The 23640-nt window shown below is 54.4% G+C and carries 25 protein-coding genes and 1 other annotated feature (1 of these 26 only partly in view); of the genes, 14 read left to right on the forward strand and 11 right to left on the reverse strand.

The annotated features are described in order from the left end of the window. The first annotated feature begins 781 nt into the window (after nt 1-781). The 6 genes from AAF463_RS08215 to spy all read left to right on the forward strand — a co-directional run bounded on the left by AAF463_RS08215 (nt 782) and on the right by spy (nt 7744). Nucleotides 782-2002 (forward strand): aspartate aminotransferase family protein, encoded by a 1221-nt coding sequence (locus tag AAF463_RS08215; protein WP_110866001.1) that lies wholly within the window; start codon nt 782-784, stop codon nt 2000-2002. Further along, on the forward strand, nt 1999-3030 hold the full coding sequence (astA, locus tag AAF463_RS08220) for an arginine N-succinyltransferase (protein WP_110866002.1): 1032 nt from the start codon (nt 1999-2001) through the stop codon (nt 3028-3030). The genes AAF463_RS08215 and astA overlap by 4 nt, the downstream gene beginning before the upstream one ends. After that, nucleotides 3027-4493: a succinylglutamate-semialdehyde dehydrogenase gene (gene astD / locus AAF463_RS08225; protein ID WP_350261840.1), complete on the forward strand. Its 1467-nt coding sequence runs from the start codon at nt 3027-3029 to the stop codon at nt 4491-4493. Before astA ends, astD begins: the two co-directional genes overlap by 4 nt. Continuing rightward, the gene (astB, locus tag AAF463_RS08230; protein ID WP_192233617.1) at nt 4493-5821 is read left to right on the forward strand and encodes an N-succinylarginine dihydrolase; all 1329 of its coding nucleotides are present in this window, start codon (nt 4493-4495) and stop codon (nt 5819-5821) included. Before astD ends, astB begins: the two co-directional genes overlap by 1 nt. Nucleotides 5822-5866: 45 nt before the next feature. Next, nucleotides 5867-6862, forward strand: coding sequence for a succinylglutamate desuccinylase (gene astE, locus AAF463_RS08235; RefSeq protein ID WP_101764588.1), 996 nt, complete (start codon nt 5867-5869; stop codon nt 6860-6862). 384 nt (nt 6863-7246) lie between these two features. Next, nucleotides 7247-7744 (forward strand): ATP-independent periplasmic protein-refolding chaperone Spy, encoded by a 498-nt coding sequence (gene spy, locus AAF463_RS08240; protein ID WP_110866005.1) that lies wholly within the window; start codon nt 7247-7249, stop codon nt 7742-7744. 78 nt (nt 7745-7822) lie between these two features. Here spy and cho read toward each other — a convergent pair whose 3' ends face one another. From cho to AAF463_RS08255, 3 genes are all read right to left on the reverse strand, one after another. Further along, nucleotides 7823-8683 (reverse strand): excinuclease Cho, encoded by an 861-nt coding sequence (cho, locus tag AAF463_RS08245; protein ID WP_110866006.1) that lies wholly within the window; start codon nt 8681-8683, stop codon nt 7823-7825. A 110-nt stretch (nt 8684-8793) separates the two neighbouring features. After that, on the reverse strand, nt 8794-9621 hold the full coding sequence (nadE, locus tag AAF463_RS08250; RefSeq protein WP_101764585.1) for an ammonia-dependent NAD(+) synthetase: 828 nt from the start codon (nt 9619-9621) through the stop codon (nt 8794-8796). Nucleotides 9622-9738: 117 nt separating this feature from the next. Further along, a complete protein-coding gene (locus AAF463_RS08255) occupies nt 9739-10929 on the reverse strand; it encodes a multidrug effflux MFS transporter (RefSeq protein WP_350261841.1) in 1191 nt (396 codons plus the stop codon). A gap of 192 nt (nt 10930-11121) precedes the next feature. Between AAF463_RS08255 and osmE the strand changes: the two genes are divergently transcribed. Then, entirely contained in the window at nt 11122-11457 is a 336-nt protein-coding gene (gene osmE, locus AAF463_RS08260; RefSeq protein ID WP_007892614.1) for an osmotically-inducible lipoprotein OsmE, read from the forward strand. A 55-nt stretch (nt 11458-11512) separates the two neighbouring features. Here the strand turns inward: osmE and AAF463_RS08265 are convergent, their stop codons facing one another. The 6 genes from AAF463_RS08265 to hxpB form a co-directional block, all read right to left on the reverse strand. Next, nucleotides 11513-11896: a DUF6515 family protein gene (locus AAF463_RS08265; RefSeq protein ID WP_101764583.1), complete on the reverse strand. Its 384-nt coding sequence runs from the start codon at nt 11894-11896 to the stop codon at nt 11513-11515. Nucleotides 11897-12137: 241 nt separating this feature from the next. After that, nucleotides 12138-13529 (reverse strand): L-cystine transporter, encoded by a 1392-nt coding sequence (locus AAF463_RS08270; protein ID WP_008102914.1) that lies wholly within the window; start codon nt 13527-13529, stop codon nt 12138-12140. 150 nt (nt 13530-13679) lie between these two features. Then, nucleotides 13680-14270: a metal-dependent hydrolase gene (locus tag AAF463_RS08275; RefSeq protein ID WP_192413536.1), complete on the reverse strand. Its 591-nt coding sequence runs from the start codon at nt 14268-14270 to the stop codon at nt 13680-13682. A 140-nt stretch (nt 14271-14410) separates the two neighbouring features. Next, a complete protein-coding gene (kduD, locus tag AAF463_RS08280; RefSeq protein WP_350261842.1) occupies nt 14411-15172 on the reverse strand; it encodes a 2-dehydro-3-deoxy-D-gluconate 5-dehydrogenase KduD in 762 nt (253 codons plus the stop codon). Between the two features lie 13 nt (nt 15173-15185). After that, complete coding sequence (kduI, locus tag AAF463_RS08285; RefSeq protein WP_277974779.1) at nt 15186-16022, reverse strand: 5-dehydro-4-deoxy-D-glucuronate isomerase; 837 nt, start codon at nt 16020-16022, stop codon at nt 15186-15188. Nucleotides 16023-16179: 157 nt separating this feature from the next. Then, entirely contained in the window at nt 16180-16848 is a 669-nt protein-coding gene (hxpB, locus tag AAF463_RS08290; RefSeq protein WP_350261843.1) for a hexitol phosphatase HxpB, read from the reverse strand. Nucleotides 16849-16990: 142 nt separating this feature from the next. Between hxpB and AAF463_RS08295 the strand changes: the two genes are divergently transcribed. Beyond that, complete coding sequence (locus AAF463_RS08295; RefSeq protein ID WP_110866012.1) at nt 16991-17527, forward strand: YniB family protein; 537 nt, start codon at nt 16991-16993, stop codon at nt 17525-17527. A 4-nt stretch (nt 17528-17531) separates the two neighbouring features. On the opposite strand, the gene AAF463_RS08300 is transcribed toward AAF463_RS08295, so the two are convergent. Continuing rightward, the gene (locus AAF463_RS08300) at nt 17532-18425 is read right to left on the reverse strand and encodes a fructosamine kinase family protein (protein WP_110866013.1); all 894 of its coding nucleotides are present in this window, start codon (nt 18423-18425) and stop codon (nt 17532-17534) included. An 89-nt stretch (nt 18426-18514) separates the two neighbouring features. Further along, nucleotides 18515-18805: a type V toxin-antitoxin system endoribonuclease antitoxin GhoS gene (gene ghoS, locus AAF463_RS08305; protein ID WP_101764577.1), complete on the reverse strand. Its 291-nt coding sequence runs from the start codon at nt 18803-18805 to the stop codon at nt 18515-18517. A 331-nt stretch (nt 18806-19136) separates the two neighbouring features. Between ghoS and AAF463_RS08310 the strand changes: the two genes are divergently transcribed. The 6 genes from AAF463_RS08310 to pheM all read left to right on the forward strand — a co-directional run bounded on the left by AAF463_RS08310 (nt 19137) and on the right by pheM (nt 23620). After that, a complete protein-coding gene (locus AAF463_RS08310; RefSeq protein ID WP_101764576.1) occupies nt 19137-19898 on the forward strand; it encodes a DUF481 domain-containing protein in 762 nt (253 codons plus the stop codon). A 246-nt stretch (nt 19899-20144) separates the two neighbouring features. Further along, nucleotides 20145-22082 (forward strand): threonine--tRNA ligase, encoded by a 1938-nt coding sequence (gene thrS, locus AAF463_RS08315; protein WP_101764575.1) that lies wholly within the window; start codon nt 20145-20147, stop codon nt 22080-22082. After that, the gene (gene infC, locus AAF463_RS08320) at nt 22078-22629 is read left to right on the forward strand and encodes a translation initiation factor IF-3 (protein ID WP_036621995.1); all 552 of its coding nucleotides are present in this window, start codon (nt 22078-22080) and stop codon (nt 22627-22629) included. Before thrS ends, infC begins: the two co-directional genes overlap by 5 nt. Before the next feature lie 99 nt (nt 22630-22728). Further along, nucleotides 22729-22926, forward strand: a complete 198-nt coding sequence (rpmI, locus tag AAF463_RS08325; RefSeq protein WP_004157374.1) for a 50S ribosomal protein L35 — start codon at nt 22729-22731, stop codon at nt 22924-22926. Nucleotides 22927-23097: 171 nt separating this feature from the next. Beyond that, on the forward strand, nt 23098-23454 hold the full coding sequence (gene rplT, locus AAF463_RS08330; protein ID WP_007892678.1) for a 50S ribosomal protein L20: 357 nt from the start codon (nt 23098-23100) through the stop codon (nt 23452-23454). 116 nt (nt 23455-23570) lie between these two features. Continuing rightward, nucleotides 23571-23640: a sequence feature (Phe leader region), on the forward strand (it continues 56 nt past the right edge of the window). After that, nucleotides 23576-23620, forward strand: coding sequence for a pheST operon leader peptide PheM (gene pheM / locus AAF463_RS08335; protein ID WP_106120997.1), 45 nt, complete (start codon nt 23576-23578; stop codon nt 23618-23620). (Overlaps the previous feature by 45 nt.)

Raw genomic sequence — 23640 nt, forward strand, 5'->3', positions numbered from 1 at the left:
AACTAAATATTTCTAGTTAACTTTTTGTGTGATTTTTAATCTTAAATTCCATTATGTGGAATTTTGTATTGGTTAAACTTATCCATAAGACAACATGTGTAATGATGATTTTAATATTTATCTGTATGATTTTATTGAATAACTTTAAATTTAAAGATGCGTAAATAAAATCAGTAGCTTGTTCGTGAAATAGCACAAGCCTATGCATTATTGTTCAATAGCAAATATCTGAATCCAGCTAATCATTAGCAGAGTAATTATCGCCTTCATGGCTTTGTGTCCTTTTATTTCTGTTCTGATAATAACCTTGGTCACAAAATGTTATTTAGCTTTTCGCTTAACAATGAACTGGCGAAATAATATTCAATTCAGTGAGGGAAATGTTAAAACCCGATTAATTCGCGCCATGCTAAATTTGCACCGCGCTATCACTTTCCTGCACCAATCAGGCACATTGCGCCCCAAAAAAGTGCGTTTATCGCATTAATTTGGCGAAATATTTCCTGCCCGATCACAAAAGCAATATTTCATTTTGCCGATGCATAAATCCGCTAAATAAATTACTGCTATTCAGCCTGCATCAGACTGATATTCACTTTTTATGCAATTAAAGTGAATATCAGTACCTGTTAAGTTATTGATATTCCGTAGTGGTAAGACGGTTATGCAATTTTGCGGCTGGCTGGCACGCTATCTGCAATATACAGTAGAGCTGCCACTTAACATTTTTAACAATTTCAAAACAAAAGGCTTCACCGGGTGTGGAGCAGGAGAAAGGGCTATGTCACTGCAGGTTTCACGTCAGAATTTCGATCAATGGATGATGCCAGTTTATGCACCCGCGGCTTTTGTTCCGGTCCGCGCGGAAGGTTCAACGCTGTGGGATCAGCAAGGCAAAGAGTATATCGATTTTGCCGGTGGCATTGCGGTTAACGCATTGGGACATGCGCATCCGGCGTTGCAGCAGGCGCTGATCGAACAGGCCGGCAAACTGTGGCATACCGGAAATGGCTATACCAATGAACCTATCCTGCGTCTCGCTAAACAGTTGATTGATGCTACTTTTGCCGATCGCGTGTTTTTCTGTAACTCCGGCGCTGAAGCGAATGAAGCGGCGCTGAAACTGGCACGTAAAACCGCACACGACCGTTTCGGTGCTGAGAAAAATGGCATCGTTGCTTTTAATAATGCTTTTCACGGTCGCACGCTGTTTACCGTGACAGCAGGCGGACAACCGGCCTATTCCCGTGATTTTGCGCCGCTACCGCCGGCGGTCGAACACGCTAATTTCAACGATCTGGCCTCGGCGGCCGCGCTGATCAATGACCAAACCTGCGCGGTGATCGTCGAGCCGATTCAGGGTGAAGGCGGCGTCCTGCCAGCCGATCCCGCTTTCCTGCGCGGACTGCGTGAACTCTGCGATAAACATCATGCGCTGCTGATTTTTGATGAAGTGCAGAGCGGCGTGGGTCGCACCGGTTCGCTATATGCCTATATGCATTACGGCGTGACCCCGGATGTATTGACCACCGCCAAAGCGCTGGGTGGCGGCTTCCCGATTGGCGCAATGCTGACGCGTGAAGATCTGGCGCAGGTGATGGGCGTGGGCACGCACGGCACCACCTACGGCGGCAACCCGCTGGCGGGCGCAGTCGCGGGTAAAGTGATGGAACTGATTAATCAGCCGGAATTTATGGCCGGCGTGGCTGAGCGTCATCAATGGTTTGTTACGGCGTTGCAGGAACTGAACAAGCGTCTGCCGGTATTTAAAGAAGTGCGCGGGTTGGGTCTGTTGATTGGCGCCGTGCTAAACGACGATTTCGCCGGTAAAGCCAAACAGTTCAACCTCACCGCGGCCGAAGAGGGCGTAATGGTGCTGATAGCAGGTGCCAACGTGGTACGTTTTGCGCCAGCGCTGAACATCAGCGAGCGCGAAGTTAAAGAAGGTTTGGCGCGTTTCGAACGTGCCTGTGAACGCGTGCTCAAAGGAGCCACATCATGATGGTGATTCGCCCCGTCGAACGTGACGATCTCTCGCAGTTGTTGTCGCTGGCGGGCAAAACCGGGGGTGGCTTAACCTCGCTGCCCGCGGATAGCGAAACGCTTAAAGCCCGTATTGAGCGTTCGCTGCTCACCTGGCAAGGCGCGTTACCGCCTGCCGAACAAGGCTATGTGTTTGTGCTGGCCGACAGCGAGGATAATCGCGCCGTCGGCATTTGCGCCATCGAAGCGGCGGTGGGTTTGCAGGATCCCTGGTACAACTTCCGCGTTGGCACACAGGTGCACGCTTCGAAAGAGCTGAACGTGTATGCCAGCCTGCCGACGCTGTCGCTGAGCAACGATCACACCGGCAGCAGCGAACTCTGCACGCTGTTCCTCGATCCCGATTACCGCGATGGAAAAAATGGCCATCTGCTGTCGAAATCGCGCTTTCTGTTTATGGCCAACTTCCGCGACCGCTTTATGCAACATGTGGTGGCGGAGATGCGTGGCGTCAGTGATGACAATGGCCACTCGCCATTCTGGGACAGCGTCGGCAGCCGCTTCTTCTCGATGGAGTTCAGCAAAGCCGACTTTCTGAGCGGCACCGGGCAAAAAGCCTTTATCGCCGAGCTGATGCCCAAACATCCGCTCTACATTCATTACCTGTCTGAAGCGGCGCAAAAAGTGATTGGCGAAGTCCATCCGAAAACTGCGCCCGCGCGTGCGGTGCTGGAGGCGGAAGGTTTCCGCTATCTCAACTATGTCGACATCTTCGACGGCGGCCCGACGCTGGAGTGCGAAATCGATCGCATTCGTGCCATTCGCAAGAGTCGCCAGTTAACCGCTGAGAGCGGTGCAGCCGATGAAAGCTGGCCGCTGTGTCTGGTGGCCAACGCGGATTACCAGCATTTCCGCGTGGCGTTGCTGCCGGTGGATATGACATCCGGCACGGTAAAACTGACTGAAAGCCAGCGCGCGGCGCTGCATTGCAACATTGGCGATCAACTGCGTGTGGTCACGCTGTGTCGCGAGGAGAAAAAAGCATGACGCATTTTATTCAAGGTCAATGGGTGACCGGCGGCGCTGACGCCCTGAGCAAACACAATCCGGTAACCGGCGAAACGCTGTGGCAGGGCAAAGCGGCATCGGCAGCACAAGTGGCTGCGGCCTGCGAAGCGGCGCGCGCGGCGTTCCCGCAGTGGGCGAGAAAACCGTTTGCGGAGCGTCAGGCGCTGGTGGAAGAGTTTGCCCGTCTGCTTGAAAGCCACAAAAACGCGCTGGCGGAAACCATCGCCCAGGAAACGGGCAAGCCGCGCTGGGAAACGCTGACCGAAGTGCAGGCGATGATCAACAAAATCGCCATCTCGATTAAGGCCTATCACAGCCGCACCGGCGAACAGGCCGATGGCGAGAGCTCGCTGCGCCATCGTCCGCACGGCGTGCTGGCGGTGTTTGGTCCGTATAATTTTCCTGGCCATCTGCCGAACGGCCATATTGTGCCAGCTTTGCTGGCGGGTAACTGCGTGGTGTTTAAGCCGAGCGAGCTGACGCCGCTGACGGCGGAGAAAACCGTGCAGCTGTGGCAGCAAGCGGGTTTACCGGCGGGCGTAATGGCGCTGCTGCAGGGCGGTCGTGAAACCGGCCAGGCGCTGGCCAATGCGGCACAAATTGATGGTCTGCTGTTTACCGGCAGCGCCGCCACCGGCTATCACCTGCATCGTCAGTTCGCCGGACAGCCAGAAAAAATGCTGGCGCTGGAGATGGGCGGCAACAATGCGTTGATTGTTGAAGATCCTGCGGATCTCGATGGTGCGGTACACATCGCCATTCAGTCGGCCTTTATTACCGCCGGACAGCGCTGCACCTGTGCGCGTCGTCTGCTGGTGAGGCGCGGTGCGGCGGGCGATGCCTTCCTGCAGCGTTTGGTTGAGGTTAGCGCGCGCTTGCAGCCTGGCGCGTGGAATGCCGAACCGCAGCCGTTTATGGGCAGCGTGATTTCCCCTGCCGCCGCTGGACATATTTTTGCTGCCTGGCAGCAGCAGGTGGAAAAGGGCGGGAAAGTGTTGCTCGGCATGCACTGGCCGGATCGCGACAGCGCCATCATCACGCCGGGCATCATTGATGTGACCGGAGTGCATGATTTAGCGGATGAAGAAGTCTTCGGTCCGTTGCTGCAGGTGATTCGTTACGACAGCTTCGAGCAGGCGATTGCTATCGCCAATAATACCCGCTATGGCTTGTCGTGCGGTCTGATTTCGCCGCAGCGCGCGCAGTTTGATCAGCTATTGCTGGAGGCGCGCGCCGGTATCGTTAACTGGAACAAACCGCTGACCGGCGCGGCCAGCACCGCCCCCTTTGGTGGCATTGGCGCATCCGGAAATCATCGTGCCAGCGCATGGTACGCCGCCGATTACTGTGCATGGCCAATGGCGTCGCTGGAGAGCCCAAGCCTGGCGCTGCCGGGCAGCTTAGCGCCGGGCCTCGATTTCTCCGCGCAGGGGGCGAAATAATGCAAGCATTTGAAGCGAACTTTGATGGGCTGGTCGGCCTGACACATCATTACGCGGGATTGTCGTTTGGTAACGAAGCCTCGACGCGCAATCAGCTGCAGCCCTCAAACCCGCGTCTGGCGGCGAAGCAGGGTTTGCTGAAGATGAAAGCGCTGGCGGATATGGGCTACGTACAGGGCGTGATCCCGCCGCACGAACGTCCTAATCTGCCGCTGCTGCGCCAGCTCGGCTTTGGCGGCAGCGATGAACAGGTGCTGGCGCAGGCGGCTAAGCACGCGCCGCAGCTGCTGTCGGCGGCCAGCTCAGCCTCAGCGATGTGGGTGGCGAATGCCGCCACTGTGTCGCCGTCGGCGGATAGCGCCGATGGTCGCGTGCATTTCACCGTCGCCAATCTGAATAACAAATTCCATCGCGCCATCGAGGCACCGGAAACTGCCGATCTGCTGCGCGCGATTTTCCGTCATCCGCAGCACTTCTGCGTGCACGATGCGCTGCCGCAGGTGGCGCAGTTTGGTGATGAGGGCGCGGCCAATCACAATCGTTTCGGCAGTGATTACGGTGATGCGGGCGTGCAGCTGTTTATTTATGGCCGTGATGGTCAGCAGCAGGGCGCAACGCCAGCACGTTATCCAGCGCGTCAAACGCGGGAAGCCAGCGAAGCGGTGGCGCGGTTGCATCAGCTCGATGCGCAACGCACGCTGTTTGCTCAGCAAAATCCAGCGGTGATTGATCAGGGCGTGTTTCATAACGATGTGATTGCGGTGAGCAATCAGCAGGTGCTGTTCTGCCATCAGGATGCCTTTGTGAACCAGCCGCAGTTGCTGAGTGACATCGCCGCCCGCGTTAGCGGTTTCCAGCCGATTGAAGTGCCGCGCGATAAAGTATCGGTAACCGATGCGGTCAACACCTATCTGTTTAATAGCCAGCTGTTGCAGCGCGCCGACGGCGGTATGCTGCTGGTGCTGCCAGAAGAGTCACGCCAGCATACAGGCGTGTGGCGTTATCTTACCGAGCTGGTGGAGAGCGGCGGGCCGATCCGTGAACTGAAAGTTTTCGATCTGCGTGAAAGCATGTTTAACGGTGGCGGTCCGGCCTGTTTGCGTCTGCGCGTGGTGTTAACCGAAACCGAGCGTCAGGCGCTGAATCCGGCGGTACTGATGAACGATCGCCTGTTTGCCACGCTCAACGATTGGGTGGATCGCCACTACCGCGATCGCTTAACTCAGGCCGATTTAGCCGACCCGCAACTGCTGCGTGAAGGGCGCACCGCGCTGGATGAGCTGACGAAGCTGCTAGACTTAGGCAGTGTCTACGCGTTTCAGCGTTAACGCCGGGGTGAGAGGTTCGCCCCACGTCGTTAAAAAGGAGTGAACATGCAGGATTTTTTACAGCAGACCTTGTCTGGTGAGCCGCCACAGCAAAGAGAGGGCAGCAACGATCATCTCAGTTGGCAATGGCACAACGAGGGACTGATGTCCCTCACGCCGCATACGCCCACACAGCAGGCGCTGGTGCTCTCTGCGGGCATTCACGGCAATGAAACCGCGCCGGTTGAGATTCTCAATCTGTTGCTGACGCCACTCTTAAAAGGTGAGAAGCCGCTGGCAGTGCGCTTGCTGGTGATTTTGGGTAATCCCGCCGCGTTGCGCAGCGGCAAGCGCTATCAGCAACATGATATCAATCGCCTGTTTGGTGGACGCTGGCAGCAGGTGGCCGATGTACCCGAAGCGCAGCGCGTGCTGCAGCTGGAGCAGGAGCTGGAGAGTTTCTGGCGCGCCTGTCTCGATCATGAAGTGCGCTGGCACCTCGATCTGCATACCGCGATTCGCGGCTCGTATCATGCGCGTTTTGGCGTAATGCCGCTGAATCCCAATCCGTGGCCCGAGGCGTTTATGCACTGGCTGGCCGCGGCAGAAATGGAGGCGCTGGTGTTCCATCGTTCACCGGGCGGCACCTTCACCCATTACAGCTGCGAGCACCATAATGCGGCGAGCTGCACGCTGGAGCTGGGCAAGGCTTTGCCGTTTGGTGAGAACGATTTAAGCCAGTTTGCTGGCGTACAGCGGGCGCTGGCGGCGTTGCTGTATGGCGATGCCTTGCCGGAGGTGCGTGAGCAGCCTCGCCATTATCGCGTGGCGCAACAGCTGACCCGGCACGGCGATAAGTTTGTGTTGCACATGGGGCCGGAGACGCTGAACTTCACCGCTTTCCCGCAGGGCACGCTGCTGGCGGAGGAGGGTGACCGGCGTTACTACGTGCAGCAGGCGCGCGAGTATGTGCTGTTTCCCAATCCGAATGTCGCGCCAGGATTGCGCGCGGGGCTGATGCTGGTAGAGGAGAATGAACAGACGCAGGCGCTGGCGTTGTGATTTTCCCTCACCCTAACCCTCTCCCGCAGGCGGGAGAGGGAGCCGAACGAGCGAATATTTGGATTGAGTGACATGTGGCAGCGTTTCCATCTTCCGGTGGGAGAGGGCCAGGGTGAGGGCATCAACGCGCCGACATTTCCCTTCCTGAAAACCGACAATACCGTTACACTCCTCCTTAATTCCTGCGTTTTTCCCTTGATTGTCATAAACTTTTTCAATTCCTCACGCATTTCTTCTCTTTCTCTCCATGATTGCCTGATCTCTGTCTTTTATGCTTTCAGGGCTTTACTCAGCCTCTGAGTAGTTGACGTTCAGCGTCGTATGCTTGTTTCCGAAGACGCGACACAGGCTGTCGTCATTAAACTGATAAGTAAGGACAATATTATGCGTAAATTAACTTCTGTGTTCCTGGCTACCGCAATGGCTTTTGGTGCTGCAAATATCGTCCATGCAGCGGCAGACAACCTGACTCCGCCGCCAGCAGGCAGCGAAAAACCGATGCATAAGCCGCCGATGCGCCACCACGGTATGGAGATGATGTTTAAAGGTCTGAACCTGACCGATGCGCAGAAAGCGCAGATCAAAACGATTCTGCGTGATGGCCATAAAGAGATGAAACGCCCGTCGCTGGAAGAGCGTCGTGCTGACCATGCCATCATCGCTTCCGATACCTTTGACCGTGCGAAAGCCGAAGTGCAGGCTGAGAAGATGACGGCTAATGCCAAAGATCGTGCGCTGCAGATGATGGAAACTCAGAACAAGATCTACAACGTGCTGACACCAGAGCAGAAGAAACAGTACAACGCGAACTTTGAGAAGCGCTTAACTGAGAAAGGCCCGCACGATGGTAAAACGCCACCACCGCCGGCTGATGCTGAATAAGTTCTTTCGCTAACGGAATAGAGACCGCCGGGGTTGTCCATCGCATCTGATGCTTTGGGCAACCTCGGCGGTTTTGTTTTACAGCTCGATCAGCGGGAACACACCAGAAAGCAGCGGACGGCAGAGAATTTTGTAGCCGTCATGATCAAAGCCGTGCGAGGCGCGCTGCAGCTGGCGCGCTTCGGCCTCGCTGCTGACCGATCCCAGCCAGAACCAGTGATCGATCACATGGATTTGCGTAATGTTTGTCCCCGTTTCCACCATGCCAACCGGGCCTTGCCACGGCCAGCATTGAATGCGCATCTGCTCTAATGCCGCATGCAGGCGCTGCTGATGATCAGCAACCGACTCGTTACCACAGCAGGCACCGGCGCAGCGTTTTAGTGCAGCGCGAAAACAGCCGCGTCCCGGACGCAACGACTCCAGCCCAAGCAAGCCGTGGCACAAGCGCTGCTCATCGGCGATGGCTTTTAGCTTCTCCAGCGCGGCAAAGCGACTGCGAAACAGGCCATAAAGATTGGGCGAGCGGGAGAAGTCGAGATCCTTTGCATACACCACCTGCGGCGCACCGTCGCCCAGCTGCAGCGAACAGAGCTGGCGGTTCTTACGCAGGCGCTTATTAAACAGCGGCTGTTGCGTTTTGATCATCTGCGCTTCCAGCAACTGAGCGCCGACGTCGCCAGCGGTGGGGATCCAGGTGACGCGCCGCGCCTGACGCAGCATTTTGGCTTCATCCGGCGCCCGGAAATGCGCCATCACCCGACTGCGCAGGTTGACGCTTTTGCCGATATACAGCGGCAGATTTTCGCTTTCACCGTGAAAGGTATAGACGCCCGGCTGGTTGGGTAAACCTTCCAGCCACTGACGTAGATGTTCGGGATATTGATAGATGGCTGCCGCATCGAAATCGAGGCGGTGGCTGGCTGCACGTCTGACCAAAGCACACTCCAATTACTGGTTGTTCATCCAGTGTATCAAACTGTGCTTTTTCTCGCCAGTCAGCGGCGATGAGAAAGTTTCCCGCCCGGACGGCGGGAAACGCCATGCACTTACTTCTTCCAGAAGTCGTCGAACACGGTGATCGGTGGACGACGTTTGTGCTCAGTTTTCAGATACCAGCCTTCGATGGTTTTTGCTGCGGCGGCATCGATGGTCTTGCCTTCCAGATAGGCATCGATTTGCTGATAAGTCACGCCGAGCGCCACTTCATCCTGCAAGCCGGGACGATCATCTTCCAAATCGGCAGTAGGATGCTTGAGATAGAGGTGTTCCGGGCAGCCCAGCGTTTTCAGCAGCTGTTTGCCCTGGCCTTTATGCAGGCGGAAGATCGGGTTGATGTCGCTGCCGCCGTCACCGTACTTGGTGAAGAATCCGGTGATCGCCTCTGCCGCATGGTCAGTACCGACCACCACGCCTTTGGTCATGCCGGCGATGCTATACTGCGCTTTCATGCGCTCACGCGCTTTTTCATTGCCGCGCACGAAATCCGATACCGTAATACCCGCATCTTTCAACGCACGTTCGCTGGCCAGGATCGCTTCTTTGATGTTCACCACCAGCGTGCGATCGGGTTGGATAAATGCCAGCGCATCCTGACAATCCTGCTCATCGGCCTGCACGCCATACGGCAAACGCACGGCAATAAAGGTGTAATCGTTATCGCCGCTCTCTTCACGCAGTTCGCGAATCGCGGTTTGCGACAAAATGCCGGTCAGTGTCGAATCCTGGCCGCCGCTGATGCCGAGTACCAGCGTTTTCAAAAAGGGATGGGCTTTCAGGTAAGACTTCAGAAAATCAACGCTGACGCGGATCTCCTGCTGCGGGTCGATAACCGGTTTTACACCAAGGGCTTCAATGATTTCCTGTTGCAGTGACATGAACCTCTCCTCAAGTCAGTAGCCTGACGGCACAATGCGAATCATCTGCTAAAGCTAACGCCTCTCCCCACAAACAACAAGCCGCACGGCTGGTTGTTCAGGTTATTTGCTGGCAAATCAGACGTTTTTTGCCTTCTGCACCAGCAGATTGAACGACACGATCGCCAGCATAAAACAGCCAAAGATGGTGCCGGTCATGCTCGCGACCGAGGTGCCGCCCAGGCCGGTAATGGGTACGCTGATGGCACCAAAGGTGAACATGCCGACGCCAATCACCGCCGAGGCGCTGCCCGCGCGCTGGCCCTGGCTCTGCATCGCCAGCGAAGAAGCGGTGGTGGCGATCACGCCATTACTGGCGATGGTGAAGAACAGCGCGACCAGCAGAACTGGCAGCGCTGCGTCGGTAAGTCCCGCCAGCAGCAAGCAGCTCGACGCAATAAACGCCAGCGTCAGGCCCCCTTTCAGTACGCGATATTCTCCCCACAGCGGACAGAGGCGCGCACTGGTTTGTGATGCAATAATCAGGCCGAAGCCGTTGGCAGCGAAGCAGAAGCTAAAGGCTTGCGGCGTCAGGCCATACAGCTGTTGCAGTACAAACGGCGAGGCGCCGATATAGGCAAACATGCCGGACATCATAAAACCTTGCGTCAGGCAGAAGCCCATAAACTGCCGATGCGTGACGACCTGGCCGAGCGCCGCCCAGGCGGAAAAGATCGAGCCCTGACTGCGGCGCGCTGGTGGTAAAGTTTCGTGCAATTTCCGGCGGGCAAGGAAGATCAGCAGGACGGCAATGCAGCCGAGCACCACGAAAATGCCGCGCCAGTTAAGCACCGTCATCAACGCGCCGCCCAGCACCGGCGCACCAATCGGCGCTAAACCGTTGACCAGCATCAGCAGTGCAAAGAAACGCGTCAGCTCATGGCCGCTGTACATATCTCGGGCAATGGCACGCGACAGCACCGCGCCGCCGGCGCCTGCCAAACCTTGAAACAGACGCGCCACCAGTAGCGAGTGGATGTCTTTTGCCAACGCACAGCCAATTGAGGCAATAAACAGCAGCACCAGCGATAACAGCAGCGGACGGAGGCGACCAAACTTGTCGCTCATTGGCCCAAACAGCAATTGACCTGCACCTAAACCCAGCAAGCCAGCGGTGAGGCTCAGCTGCGCCGTGGCGGTTTCGGTGTGCAGATCGCGCGCCAGCTCCGGCAGCGCCGGCAGGTAAAGGTCGATACAAAGTGGCCCGAGCGCAGCGAGCAGGCCCAGCGTGATGGCATAAACCAGCCGATGAGAAGGTGCAGGTGTCATTAATCCTCTGTCTTTATTCATTGCTATAGGTATTTTTTCGCGGGTGATTATACGAACCGTAGCGCATCAACACAGCATTTTTACCAAATCCTAACGCTTCGGAATTTAGCTAAATTTATCCCATAAAGTTGATAAATCTGGATTTATGTTCCAGGCTAATTTCACACGGACAAAAAAACGAGGAACAACAACATGAATAAAGTGATGGGATGTATCGCTGCCGCTATGACGCTGGCAGCCCTGTCTGGTTGTACGACTTATGACAAAGCCGAAAGCTACGTAACCAAGCCGGTAGTGAAGGATGTTAAGAAAGGCATGACGCGCGATCAGGTTCGCCAGATTGCCGGACCAGCGTCTACTGAAATCACCATGGTTCACGCCCGCGGTACTTGCCAGACTTACGTGATTGGCGAGCGCGACGGCAAACCGCAGACCTACTTCGTTAGCTATAACGACACCGGTCGCGTCATGAACTACGGTTTCCAGAGCTGTAAAGACTACGATACCGATCCGCAAGCGGCTCAGTAATCGCAGCAGAATAAGAAACGGCCCGTCATTGACGGGCCGTTTTTCGTTGTGGCGCTTATAAACCGTAAGGACGCGGCACTTCGATATACTCGCCGCCGATCTCGCGCTGGTAGTAATGACCTTCCTGCACGTAATAACGCTTGCCGTTGAAATCCAGCACGCGCATACCGCCGCCCGGCGGGGCTTCAGGCGGCTGCACCACCACATAGGTGTCGCCCTGACGCTGATAGTAGTTACCGTTCAGCATGTAATAGGTCAGACCGCCCAGCAAAACGGCGGTTGCTGCTTCGGGTAGGAAACGCAGCGGGCCGGGACCGCCCCAACGTGGACCTCCACCCCAATGCGGGCCTGGGCCGGGGCCCCAACCGCCGGGATGGGCAAAACTGATGGCTGGTGTTAATAAGGTTAACGCCAGCACCGAGGCGATAACTGTTTTCATCGGTGATTCTCCTGCTGTGATTAACTGCAGAATTGGCCTTCCTGAGCGAAAACTCAAGCGAAAAGCGGCTGATTTTTCCTCTGTTTACCATGCTTAACGCTTTCCTGACGCTAGCGCCATGATTGGGTTGAATTGGGGAGGAAAGCGGGGAAGGTCGTCATAATTGGAGATCTTACGGGGCATATCGCAGGCATAAAAAAACGGCAGACCTTGCGATCTGCCGTTGTTGCAACTCATCAATTTAGCGGTGTGCCAGTTCGGCGTGCTCGTCGCTCTCCAGCACTTTCTTGTCGGTCAATCCGAGCCAGCGGCTGGTGAGTGAACCGGCGGTCATTGAACCATTAACGTTGAGCGCGGTACGGCCCATATCGATCAGCGGTTCGATGGAGATCAGCAGCGCGACCAGCGTGACCGGCAGGCCCATCGCCGGCAGCACGATCAGCGCGGCGAAGGTGGCACCGCCGCCGACGCCAGCCACACCGGCAGAACTCAGCGTCACGATACCTACCAGCGTTGCAATCCACATTGGATCAAACGGGTTGATGCCCACGGTTGGCGCAACCATCACCGCCAGCATGGTGGGATAGAGACCGGCACAGCCGTTCTGGCCGATGGTGGCACCGAATGACGCCGAGAAGCTGGCGATCGATTCTGGCACGCCCAGGCGACGCGTTTGAGTCTCCACGTTCAGTGGAATACTGGCGGCGCTGGAACGGCTGGTGAAGGCGAAGGTGATCACCGGCCATACTTTACGGAAGAAGCGCATTGGATTGATGCCGTTAACCGACAGCAGCAGCGCGTGTACGGCAAACATGATCGCCAGACCGAGATAAGAGGCCACCACAAAGCCACCCAGCTTAATGATGTCCTGCAGGTTGGAACCGGCTACTACTTTGGTCATCAGCGCCAGCACACCGTACGGCGTCAGCTTCATGATCAAACGCACCAGCTTCATGACCCAGGATTGCAGGGTATCGATCGCCACCAGTACGCGCTCGCCTTTTACCTTGTCATCTTTCAGCAGTTGCAGCGCCGCCACACCGAGGAAGGCGGCGAAAATCACTACGCTGATGATCGAGGTGGGATTGGCGCCCGCCAGATCGGCAAACGGGTTTTTCGGAATGAAGGAGAGCAGCAGCTGTGGCGTGCTGAGATCAGCCACTTTGCCCACGTAGTTGCTCTGAATCGCGCTCAGACGCGCGGTTTCCTGCGCACCTTGCACCAGACCTTCAGCGCTAAGGCCAAACAGGCCGGTCACCAGCACGCCGACCAGCGCGGAAATCGCGGTGGTAAACAGCAGTACGCCAATGGTCAGCACGCTGATTTTACCCAGCGATGAGGCATTGTGCAGACGTGCGACCGCGCTCAGAATCGAGGCGAACACCAGCGGCATCACGATCATCTGCAACAATTGCACGTAGCCGTTACCGACGATATTGAACCAGCCAATCGACGCTTTCACGGTTGGGCTGTTTTCGCCATAGATGGTTTGCAGAGCCAGACCAAAGGCCACACCGAAAACCAAACCGGTCAGCACGCGTTTGGACAGGCTCCAGCTTTGGTTGCCAATCCGATTCAGCAGAATCAGTAGTGCGATAAACGCCACGATATTAATAATGAGGGGAAAATCCATGCTCAACTCCAGAGTGTGACGCGCCATCCTGGGATGGCACGAAAAACAGTAAGTCCCCGTTAGGGAATATTTGGAATGTTATCAGTTCAGCGTGGGGCGGGCTTATACCCAAAAAGAATGCTTTATAACTTTAACGCTTGATTCGACTGCTTATTGACCGTTTTGACCATTAACCAACCGACCGACGCCATTTTGTAGCGTATTGAACAGTTGCTCCGGCCAGCCGTTGGCACCAAAAGAGGGCATGCCGGGCGGGAACCACAACGCATAACCGACCAGCGCCAGACAAAGTGCGCGCTCCAGCTGGTTACCTTTTTGACTATTCAGGATGGGCAAACGGAAGCGCCAGCGGCAGGGCCACAGCAGCGGCACGCCGGCGGGCGTGAGCATATCGGCGACAATATGGCTGAGATAGCCGAGCGTCATGCCTTGCAGCACGTCGGCGGGAAGAAACCAGTCGGCGGGCACATTGATCTGGAATAGCCACAAACTCACCGCCACCGCCAGCAAACTGTGGGTAAAACCGCGATGACCAAAGATGCGGGCGATGGGATGCGATAGCCACTTTAAGCGCTGGCCTAACACGGATTTAGGGTGATCGATATCGGGCAGCAGGCAGGTTAACAGCGCAGCAGGCACTAAATGCCACCAGTCGGCGCTGGCCAATACTGGCGTCAGCTCCGCGCGCTTGGCAAAAATGGCGCTGGCAATGGCAAAAATGATATGGCCTTCGGCCGTCATGATGAAACCTGGCTGCATAAAACTGTCGATGCATCCAGTATAGGGATTTATCCAGTGAATGAGAATGGTGACGCTGTAACGAAGCGTTAATATTTTTCACTTTCCCGCGTCACAATGACGCGGGAAAAGAACGGGTTAGCCTAGCGCGCTAACCATCCGCCATCGACGGCCAACGTATAACCTTGCACATAGTCGGAGGCGCCGGAGGCGAGGAACACAATTGGGCCCATCATGTCGTCCGGGATGCCCCAGCGACCTGATGGAATGCGGCCTAAAATCTCCTCGTTGCGTGACTCATCGCTGCGCAGCTGTTCCGTGTTATTGGTGGCCATGTAGCCCGGCGCAATGGCGTTAACGTTGATGCCGTGCTTCGCCCATTCGTTGGCCATCAAACGGGTTAACCCCATCACTGCGCTTTTTGATGCGGTATAAGAAGGCACGCGAATGCCGCCCTGGAACGACAGCATCGAGGCGATATTGATGATCTTGCCGCCATTGCCTTGCGCGATAAACTGCCGGGCGACCTGCTGTGACAGGAAGAACAGACTTTTGCTGTTGATGTTCATCACATCATCCCAATCCTGCTCGCTGAAGTTGAGTGCATCTTCGCGGCGAATGATGCCGGCGTTATTCACCAGAATGTCGATGCGACCGGCCTGCGCCACCGCCTGTTCAACAATTTGCGGCACGATGGATGGCTTGGTCAGATCGGCCTGAATTGACCAAAAACGGCGGCCTAATGCCTCAACTTTGGCCTGCGTATCATCCGGTCCGGCGCGGTTAACGCCAATAATATCACATCCCGCCTGTGCCAGACCCAGCGCCATACCTTGTCCTAAACCGGTATTGCAGCCGGTGACCAGCGCGATTTTGCCTGCAAGATTAAATGCGTTGAGTATCATGATTCGCTCCTTGTTAGCGCAGTGCGCTGATGTTGACGTGGTCCATGTCATCAAATACCTGGTTTTCGCCCACCATGCCCCAGATAAAGGTATAGCGCTGCGTTCCCACGCCCGCGTGAATCGACCAGCTCGGTGAAATCACCGCTTGCTCGTTATGGACCAATAGATGACGCGTCTCCTGCGGCTGGCCCATCATGTGGAACACGGCGCTGTCGTCGGCCATGTCGAAATAGAAATAGACTTCCATGCGACGTTCGTGGGTGTGACACGGCATGGTGTTCCACAAGTTGCCGTCATCAAGGCGGGTTAATCCCATGGTTAACTGGCAGGTTGGCAACACGTCGGGCACGATGAATTTGTTAATGGTGCGGCGGTTCGAGGTGGCCGCGTCGCCGAGCGTGGCTTTCACTGCCTCGTCGAGGGTGATTTTTTTGTCTGGATAATGGGTGTGTGCCGGCGCGCTATTGTAGTAAAACTTCGCCGGGCGGCTGGCATCGCTGCTGCGGAAAATCACGCTCTGCGCGCCTTGTCCGACATACAACGCTTCCTGCTGACCAATCTCCCAGGATTTACCATCCACTTCAATCACCCCGGGTCCACCGATGTTGATTACGCCGAGTTCTCGGCGTTCGAGGAAGTAACTTACGCCCAACTGCTTACCCACTTCATGGCCGATAGTCACCGGTTTCTGCACCGGCATCACGCCGCCGATAATGATGCGATCGATATGGCTGTAAGTGAGGGTGTAATTGTCGGCGTCGAAAATCTTGTCGATCAGAAACTCACGGCGTAAGCCGTCCGTGTCCAGGGTTTTGGCATGCTCGCTATGAATGCTTTGACGAATGTCCATCTCAGGCCTCTCAAGAGTCAAAGGAAGTGGTCCCGATGCGGGTCTTTGGGCATCTTAGGCAGGATGAGATGTGAATTCAATAAAAATGAAACGATGTTTTATTTATTTGCGTGCGCGATCAAGTTGCATAAAAAAGCCCGCGTTAAGCGGGCTGCGATTAACCGTGCAGATGTTCGGGTTTGAGCTGGGTTAAATCATCAAGAATCACATTGGCCAGCGCCCAACGCGCATCTTCACGATGCTCGGCCGCCGGCACCACAATTGAACGCATGCGTGCGGCTTTGGTAGCGATCATGCCGTTGAAAGAATCTTCCAGCGTGACGCAGTTAAGCGGATCGATACCCAGTTTGGCTGCGGCGTCGAGATAGACCTGCGGATGCGGCTTGCTGTACGGCAGCGCTTCCGCGGACGCCAGCACATCAAAGTATTTGCGCAGGTCAAACATCTCCAGCACTCGCTCCAGCATGTGCAGCGGCGAGGCGGAGGCGAGGCCGATTTTCAAACCTTGCTGCTGGCACAGTTGCAGCGCCAGCTCCACGCCAGGCAGCAGCGGACGCGTCTCTTCCACCAGCGCCAGCGCGCGGGCGATGATGCGTTGCGTCACTTCCTGTTGATCCGGGCCGCTCCACGGCAGCGCTTCAAACCACATGCGCACGGTTTGATCGATGCGCAGACCCAGCGTATCGGGCAACTCGTGGCGGCGGGTGATATCCACGCCAAGGCTGGCGAAAATATCCAGTTCCGCGCGATCCCACAGCGGTTCTGAGTCGATCAACAATCCATCCATATCAAAGATGGCGGCCAATACAGGACGACGATATGACATATAACTGCTCCCTTAGAAATTTGGCTTACCATAGCACGAGAGCCTGATAAAGCCGACTTGCGGCAGGCCACGCATTTTTCAGGAAAAATTGCAGTAGTGCAGGTAGACTTAGGCAAAACTATTTTTGGTTCAGGGAGACACCATGACTTACCAACAGGCTGGCCGCATCGCCATCCTTAAGCGAGTGGCTGGCTGGGTGATTTTTATACCCGCATTGTTATCCACGATTATTTCGCTGCTGGGCTTTATGTTTAAGCACAGTGAAAAGCAGCCGGGCATCGATGCCGTGATGCTCGATTTTGTGCATGTCATGGTCGACATGGTGAAGTTCAATACGCCGTTTCTTAATGTGTTTTGGCAGAACTCTCCGGTGCCGGAATTTAACGGTGGCGCGAATATTGGGTTTTGGCTGATCTACATCCTGATCTTTGTCGGCATAGCGCTGCAGGCTTCAGGTGCGCGCATGTGGCGTCAGTCGCGCCATATTAAAGAGGGCATTGAAGATCAGCTGATCATGGAACAGGCCAAAGGCAGTGAAGGGCGCACGCGAGCGCAACTGGAAGAGAAAATCCACATCCCGCGTCACACCATTTTCTTGCAGATTTTCCCGCTCTATATCCTGCCGATCATTATCGCTATCGCGGGCTACTTTGTGCTGAAACTGCTCGGCATGCTGTAATACGTCAGGCCGGTCTGGCCTGACGTTCGCCCAACACATCTTCATCTAACAACTGGCCGATGGCGAACTGCGCTTCGCCCGTCCAGTTGCCGCCGAAAACATTGGCGCGATTCAGCAGGTAATAGAGCTGATACACCGGCTGACGCTGCGAGAATCCGTCTTCCAGTGGCCAAACAGCCTGGTAGCCATCATAGATCTGGCGCGGCAAATCGGCGTAGTAACTCAGCATCGCTAAATCGCATTCGCGATCACCCCAATAGCAGGCGGGATCAAACAACCACGGACCCTCTGCGCTGCCGGCGCAGTTGGCGGGCCACAAATCGCCGTGTAATAAAGAAGGTTGCGGATGGTGGTTGGCTAACGTGCGCTGCACACAATCAACAATCAGTTCGGTATCGCCATAGTGCACGCCTTTTTCCGCGGCCAGTTGCAGCTGCCAGCCGATGCGCTGCTCAGCGAAGAACACTGACCAGCGGCGTAACCAGCTATTCGGCTGAGGTGAGGTGGTGATGTTGTTGTCGAAATCGAGACCAAATTGCGGTTGCTCGCTCCATTGGTGTAGATGCGCCAACTGCTGGCCGAGCTGGAAAGCGCTCTGTGCGGTAAAGGGATGAGGCGGAATATATTCCAGCAGCAGGAAGCTGGTATCACGATCATTGCCAACGCCATACACTTTCGGGACGCGAACGGTTTGCGTGCGCGCCAGCAGGTCGAGTTGATCGGCTTCCCAACTGAACAAGGTGAGCATATCGCGGGTGTTACATTTGACGAACACATCCAACTCGCCATAGCGGATGCGCCAGGCGGGATGGACATCGCCACCGGGAAGTTCCTGACGGTCGGTGATTTCGGCATCACCGGCGTACTCGCTTAACAGACGACTAATGGCTGACCACATCGGGTAATCCTCTTTGTTCGCTGCGTGAGTTCGATTGTAACGCGCAAAACCTGAGCAAACCTGGCGTCGATGCCGTTTTTTGCACTGCGTCAGGATTGTTGTTTCAGAAACGCCTCTAACGTGATGACGGTGACCTCAGGTTTATGATCTAGCGCGATTTGGGCATATCCCGCGGCTTGCTCTGCTATTTCATGCTCCTCTAACGCGCTGACAATGCCGAAGCTATTGGTGCCCAACTCATGTGGATGACCTTCATCATCGCTTAAGGTGGTGCTGTATCCGCCATTGATCATGGCGCTGTTCACTGACTGCACGTCGCCGAGTCCACTTTCCTGATATTTCAACGTGACAATGTAACGTTTGACATCATGGTCACTCATTATTCACCTCATTGTTATCGAACAGATTTCAGCGTAGACCAGCGCGCTGTATAGAGCGAATTTTAGCCAATTCATTAGTTAAAATAGCAGGTAAAGCTTTGTCAAAAGAGTTCAGAAAAATCTTGTAGCCTTCAGGCTGCTATTTGAGTAATTGCCCCCTATAATGCGCAGCGAAAATGGGAAAAGTCCCATTAAAAGAGCGGTCCAGCGGCTTTCCTGGTTTTTTATGCGGATACATACTTTTTTACAAAACTTACGGTAAATTGCATTGATTGGCCGGAGAAACGCTTCAGACTCTTCGTTTTTTAAACTGTCGTACGGATTACTTTTAATGAAAGCCTTTAACAAGCTGTCCGCTGTTTTATTGCTCTCTGCTGGAGCATTTTGTCACCAGGCCTTTGCAGATAACGCCGTTTTCACCTCCATGGATGACCCTGCAACGGCGAAAAAGCCGTTTGAAGGCAGCGCTTCAGCGGGTTACCTGGCTCAAACTGGAAACACCACCAGTTCTTCGCTGAGTGCGTCTACCAATATGACGTGGTATCAAACCAATACCGCATTGAGTCTGTGGGGCAACGCCGCAAACAACTCCTCAAACGATGAGCGTTCATCTGAGACTTACAATATCGGTGGCCGTAGCCGCTATAACCTCAATAGCGCTGATTACCTGTTTGGCCAGGCAAGCTGGCTAAGCGACCGTTTCAACGGTTATGACTCACGCGATGTGCTGACCGCCGGTTACGGTCGTCAGATCCTCAGCGGCCCGGTTCACTCACTGCGTGCTGAATTCGGTCCGGGTGTGCGTTACGACGATTTCCATGATGGCGGCCATGAAACCAAAGCATTGGGTTATGGTGCAGTGAGCTATCAATGGCAGCTGACTGATACCACCAAATTTATCCAGGGTGTTTCTGTGCTGAGCAGCTTCGGTGAAGACACCACGCTGAACTCAGAAACCGCGCTGCAGGTGGCCATCAATGCCCATTTCGCGCTGAAGCTGGGCTACAACGTGACCTGGAACAATAATCCGCCAGAATCTGCGCCGGATCGTACCGATACCAAAACCACGATCCAGCTCTCATACTCAATGTAAGCGAGACGGATGTGAATCACCGCTGCCAGGCCTGTGCCTCGCAGCGGTTTTTTTTATTTCTCTTTAGCTTAGCGAATCTCTGCACGGGTTTTGATCGGCGGCGAAAGCTGCTATTATCATCGCCGCTTTACATTCCTGGCGTCATTCCGACAACGTGGGTCTGACATCACGCCGGGTTACACACTATGAAACTCATTTTTGCATGTAGGCTTTCGTGTGGCTTACCACTGCAATTAAGGATATGAAATGCCAGTAATTACTCTTCCTGATGGCAGCCAGCGCAGCTTTGACCGTCCGGTCAGCGTGATGGATATTGCGTTGGATATTGGACCGGGTTTGGCGAAAGCCTGCATCGCGGGTCGCGTGAATGGCGAATTGGTTGATGCGGTTGATCCGATCACCGAGGACGCTCAGGTCGCGATTATTACCGCTAAAGACGACGCCGGTTTAGAAATCATTCGTCACTCTTGCGCGCACCTGTTAGGGCATGCGATTAAGCAGCTGTGGCCAAACACCAAAATGGCGATCGGCCCGGTGATTGATAACGGTTTCTATTATGACGTTGACCTGGAACATACCTTAACCCAGGAAGATCTTGAGCTGCTGGAAAAGCGTATGCACCAGCTGGCTGAAACCAACTACGATGTGGTGAAGAAAAAGGTGAGCTGGCAGGAAGCACGTGACGTGTTTGCTGAGCGTGGCGAAAGCTACAAAACCACCATTCTTGACGAGAACATCAGCCACGACGATCGTCCTGGCCTGTATCAACATGAAGAATACATCGACATGTGCCGCGGTCCGCACGTGCCGAATATGCGTTTCTGCCATCACTTCAAACTGCAGAAAATCTCCGGGGCTTACTGGCGCGGCAACAGCGACAACAAAATGCTGCAGCGTATTTACGGTACGGCCTGGGCGGATAAAAAGCAGCTGGCTGCCTATCTGCAGCGTCTGGAAGAAGCGGCGAAGCGCGATCACCGTAAAATCGGTAAGCAGCTCGATCTCTACCACATGCAGGAAGAAGCACCGGGCATGGTGTTCTGGCACAATGACGGCTGGACCATCTTCCGCGAGCTGGAAGTGTTTGTGCGTACCAAGCTGAAAGAGTACGACTATCAGGAAGTGAAAGGTCCGTTCATGATGGACCGCGTGCTGTGGGAGAAAACCGGGCACTGGGAGAACTATAAAGAAGCCATGTTCACCACCTCTTCAGAGAACCGTGAATATTGCATCAAGCCGATGAACTGCCCAGGCCACGTTCAGATCTTTAATCAGGGTCTGAAATCCTACCGCGACCTGCCGCTGCGTATGGCGGAGTTTGGCAGCTGCCATCGTAACGAGCCATCAGGTGCCTTGCATGGTCTGATGCGCGTGCGCGGCTTTACCCAGGATGATGCTCACGTCTTCTGTACCGAAGATCAGGTACGTGATGAGGTGAACAGCTGTATCCGCATGGTATACGACATGTACAGCACCTTCGGTTTTGAAAAAATCGTGGTGAAGCTGTCGACCCGTCCGGAAAAACGTATCGGTACCGACGAAATGTGGGATCGTGCGGAAGTGGATTTGGCAGAAGCGCTGAAAGAGAATGATATTCCATTCGAATATCAGCCGGGAGAAGGTGCCTTCTACGGCCCTAAAATTGAGTTTACCCTGTACGATTGTCTCGACCGCGCCTGGCAGTGTGGTACCGTTCAGCTAGACTTCTCCCTGCCGAAGCGTCTGGACGCGACTTTTGTCGGCGAAAACAACGACCGCCAGACACCGGTAATGATCCATCGCGCAATTCTCGGTTCAATGGAACGCTTTATCGGCATCCTGACCGAAGAATTCGCTGGATTCTTCCCGAGTTGGCTGGCGCCGGTGCAGGCTGTGGTGATGAATATCACCGACAGTCAGTCAGAATACGTCAGTGAATTGACGAAGAAATTGCAGAATGCTGGCATTCGTGTCAAAGCAGACTTGAGAAACGAGAAGATAGGCTTTAAAATCCGCGAGCACACATTACGTCGCGTCCCTTATATGCTGGTTTGCGGTGACAAAGAGGTGGAAGCAGGCAAAGTTGCCGTGCGCACCCGCCGTGGTAAAGACCTTGGGAGCATGGACGTAGATGTGTTTGTTGAGAAGCTGCAACAAGAGATTCGCAGCCGACATCTTCACCAATTAGAGGAAACAGGTTATTAAAGGCGGAAAACGAGTACAACCAACACGTCCGAACCGTATCAACGGCGAAATCCGTGCCACCGAAGTGCGCTTAACTGGCGTAGACGGCGAGCAACTTGGCATTGTCACCCTGCGTGAAGCCATTGAGAAAGCTGAAGAAGCCGGCGTAGATTTAGTTGAAATCAGCCCGAACGCCGAACCGCCGGTTTGCCGTATCATGGATTACGGCAAGTTCCTTTATGAAAAAAGCAAGTCTTCTAAGGAACAGAAGAAGAAGCAGAAAGTTATCCAGGTTAAGGAAATCAAATTCCGTCCTGGTACCGATGATGGCGACTATCAGGTCAAACTACGCAACCTGATTCGCTTTCTGGAAGAGGGTGATAAAGCCAAAATCACGCTGCGTTTCCGCGGTCGTGAGATGGCGCACCAGCAGATCGGTATGGAAGTGCTTAACCGCGTCCGTAAAGATCTGTGTGAAGACATGGATCTGGCGATTGTCGAATCCTTCCCTTCGAAGATCGAAGGTCGTCAGATGATCATGGTGCTCGCTCCTAAGAAGAAACAGTAGGCCTTCAAGTAATAGAGCCGCGCAGCGCTTGCGTTGTGCGGATTTTTATTCGCCTGTCTGATTCATTTTATTAACAATGCGAAGTGGATATTTGTAAAAATGCCAAAGATTAAAACTGTACGTGGCGCCGCTAAGCGCTTCAAGAAGACCGCTTCTGGCGGCTTCAAGCGTAAGCACGCGAACCTGCGTCATATTCTGACTAAAAAGTCTACTAAGCGTAAACGTCACCTGCGTCCGAAAGGCATGGTGTCTAAAGGCGATCTGGGTCTGGTTATTGCCTGCCTGCCGTACGCATAAGTAAATTTTTTTTAGTTTAATTCCCCGAAAGATTTCGGGTTGCAGCAAGGCGGCAACTGAATGAATCCCTGAACTTACATCAGTAAGTGACTGGGATGAATGAAGACAGCCAACGCCGCTGCGGCACGAAAGATGAAGGGAAATCACAGAATATGATATAGGAGAGCTCACATGGCTCGCGTTAAACGTGGTGTAATTGCTCGCGCACGTCACAAGAAAATCTTAAAACAAGCTAAAGGCTACTATGGTGCACGTTCACGTGTATACCGCGTTGCCTTCCAGGCTGTTATCAAAGCTGGTCAGTATGCTTACCGTGACCGTCGTCAACGTAAGCGTCAGTTCCGTCAACTGTGGATCGCGCGTATCAACGCTGCGGCTCGTCAGAACGGTATCTCTTACAGCCGTTTCATCAATGGCCTGAAAAAAGCCTCTATTGAAATCGACCGTAAGATTCTGGCTGACATCGCTGTATTCGACAAAGTGACATTTACTGCACTTGTTGAAAAAGCAAAATCAGCTCTGGCGTAAGTCAGTTGAAAAAGGGAGCTTGCTCCCTTTTTTATTACCCGCAACTCACGCAAAAGATTGACATTTTGGCCGCTGCGCATTTCAATAGTGCGGTTTCTAAATATGACAAGGTAACGCAAGCATGAATGCTGCTATTTTCCGTTTCTTTTTTTACTTTAGCGCCTGAACATCAGGGGCTTTTGCGCA

It is taken from the genome of Pantoea sp. BJ2, assembly GCF_040255075.1.
Classification (GTDB): Bacteria; Pseudomonadota; Gammaproteobacteria; order Enterobacterales; family Enterobacteriaceae; genus Pantoea; species Pantoea leporis.

Coding starts and splice junctions, on each gene's coding strand:
- AAF463_RS08215 (WP_110866001.1), top strand. CDS start 782: ATGTCACTGCAGGTTTCACGTCAGAATTTCGATCAATGGATGATGCCA.
- astA (WP_110866002.1), top strand. CDS start 1,999: ATGATGGTGATTCGCCCCGTCGAACGTGACGATCTCTCGCAGTTGTTG.
- astD (WP_350261840.1), top strand. CDS start 3,027: ATGACGCATTTTATTCAAGGTCAATGGGTGACCGGCGGCGCTGACGCC.
- astB (WP_192233617.1), top strand. CDS start 4,493: ATGCAAGCATTTGAAGCGAACTTTGATGGGCTGGTCGGCCTGACACAT.
- astE (WP_101764588.1), top strand. CDS start 5,867: ATGCAGGATTTTTTACAGCAGACCTTGTCTGGTGAGCCGCCACAGCAA.
- spy (WP_110866005.1), top strand. CDS start 7,247: ATGCGTAAATTAACTTCTGTGTTCCTGGCTACCGCAATGGCTTTTGGT.
- nadE (WP_101764585.1), bottom strand. CDS start 9,621: ATGTCACTGCAACAGGAAATCATTGAAGCCCTTGGTGTAAAACCGGTT.
- AAF463_RS08255 (WP_350261841.1), bottom strand. CDS start 10,929: ATGACACCTGCACCTTCTCATCGGCTGGTTTATGCCATCACGCTGGGC.
- osmE (WP_007892614.1), top strand. CDS start 11,122: ATGAATAAAGTGATGGGATGTATCGCTGCCGCTATGACGCTGGCAGCC.
- AAF463_RS08265 (WP_101764583.1), bottom strand. CDS start 11,896: ATGAAAACAGTTATCGCCTCGGTGCTGGCGTTAACCTTATTAACACCA.
- AAF463_RS08270 (WP_008102914.1), bottom strand. CDS start 13,529: ATGGATTTTCCCCTCATTATTAATATCGTGGCGTTTATCGCACTACTG.
- AAF463_RS08275 (WP_192413536.1), bottom strand. CDS start 14,270: ATGACGGCCGAAGGCCATATCATTTTTGCCATTGCCAGCGCCATTTTT.
- kduD (WP_350261842.1), bottom strand. CDS start 15,172: ATGATACTCAACGCATTTAATCTTGCAGGCAAAATCGCGCTGGTCACC.
- kduI (WP_277974779.1), bottom strand. CDS start 16,022: ATGGACATTCGTCAAAGCATTCATAGCGAGCATGCCAAAACCCTGGAC.
- hxpB (WP_350261843.1), bottom strand. CDS start 16,848: ATGTCATATCGTCGTCCTGTATTGGCCGCCATCTTTGATATGGATGGA.
- AAF463_RS08295 (WP_110866012.1), top strand. CDS start 16,991: ATGACTTACCAACAGGCTGGCCGCATCGCCATCCTTAAGCGAGTGGCT.
- AAF463_RS08300 (WP_110866013.1), bottom strand. CDS start 18,425: ATGTGGTCAGCCATTAGTCGTCTGTTAAGCGAGTACGCCGGTGATGCC.
- ghoS (WP_101764577.1), bottom strand. CDS start 18,805: ATGAGTGACCATGATGTCAAACGTTACATTGTCACGTTGAAATATCAG.
- AAF463_RS08310 (WP_101764576.1), top strand. CDS start 19,137: ATGAAAGCCTTTAACAAGCTGTCCGCTGTTTTATTGCTCTCTGCTGGA.
- thrS (WP_101764575.1), top strand. CDS start 20,145: ATGCCAGTAATTACTCTTCCTGATGGCAGCCAGCGCAGCTTTGACCGT.
- rpmI (WP_004157374.1), top strand. CDS start 22,729: ATGCCAAAGATTAAAACTGTACGTGGCGCCGCTAAGCGCTTCAAGAAG.
- rplT (WP_007892678.1), top strand. CDS start 23,098: ATGGCTCGCGTTAAACGTGGTGTAATTGCTCGCGCACGTCACAAGAAA.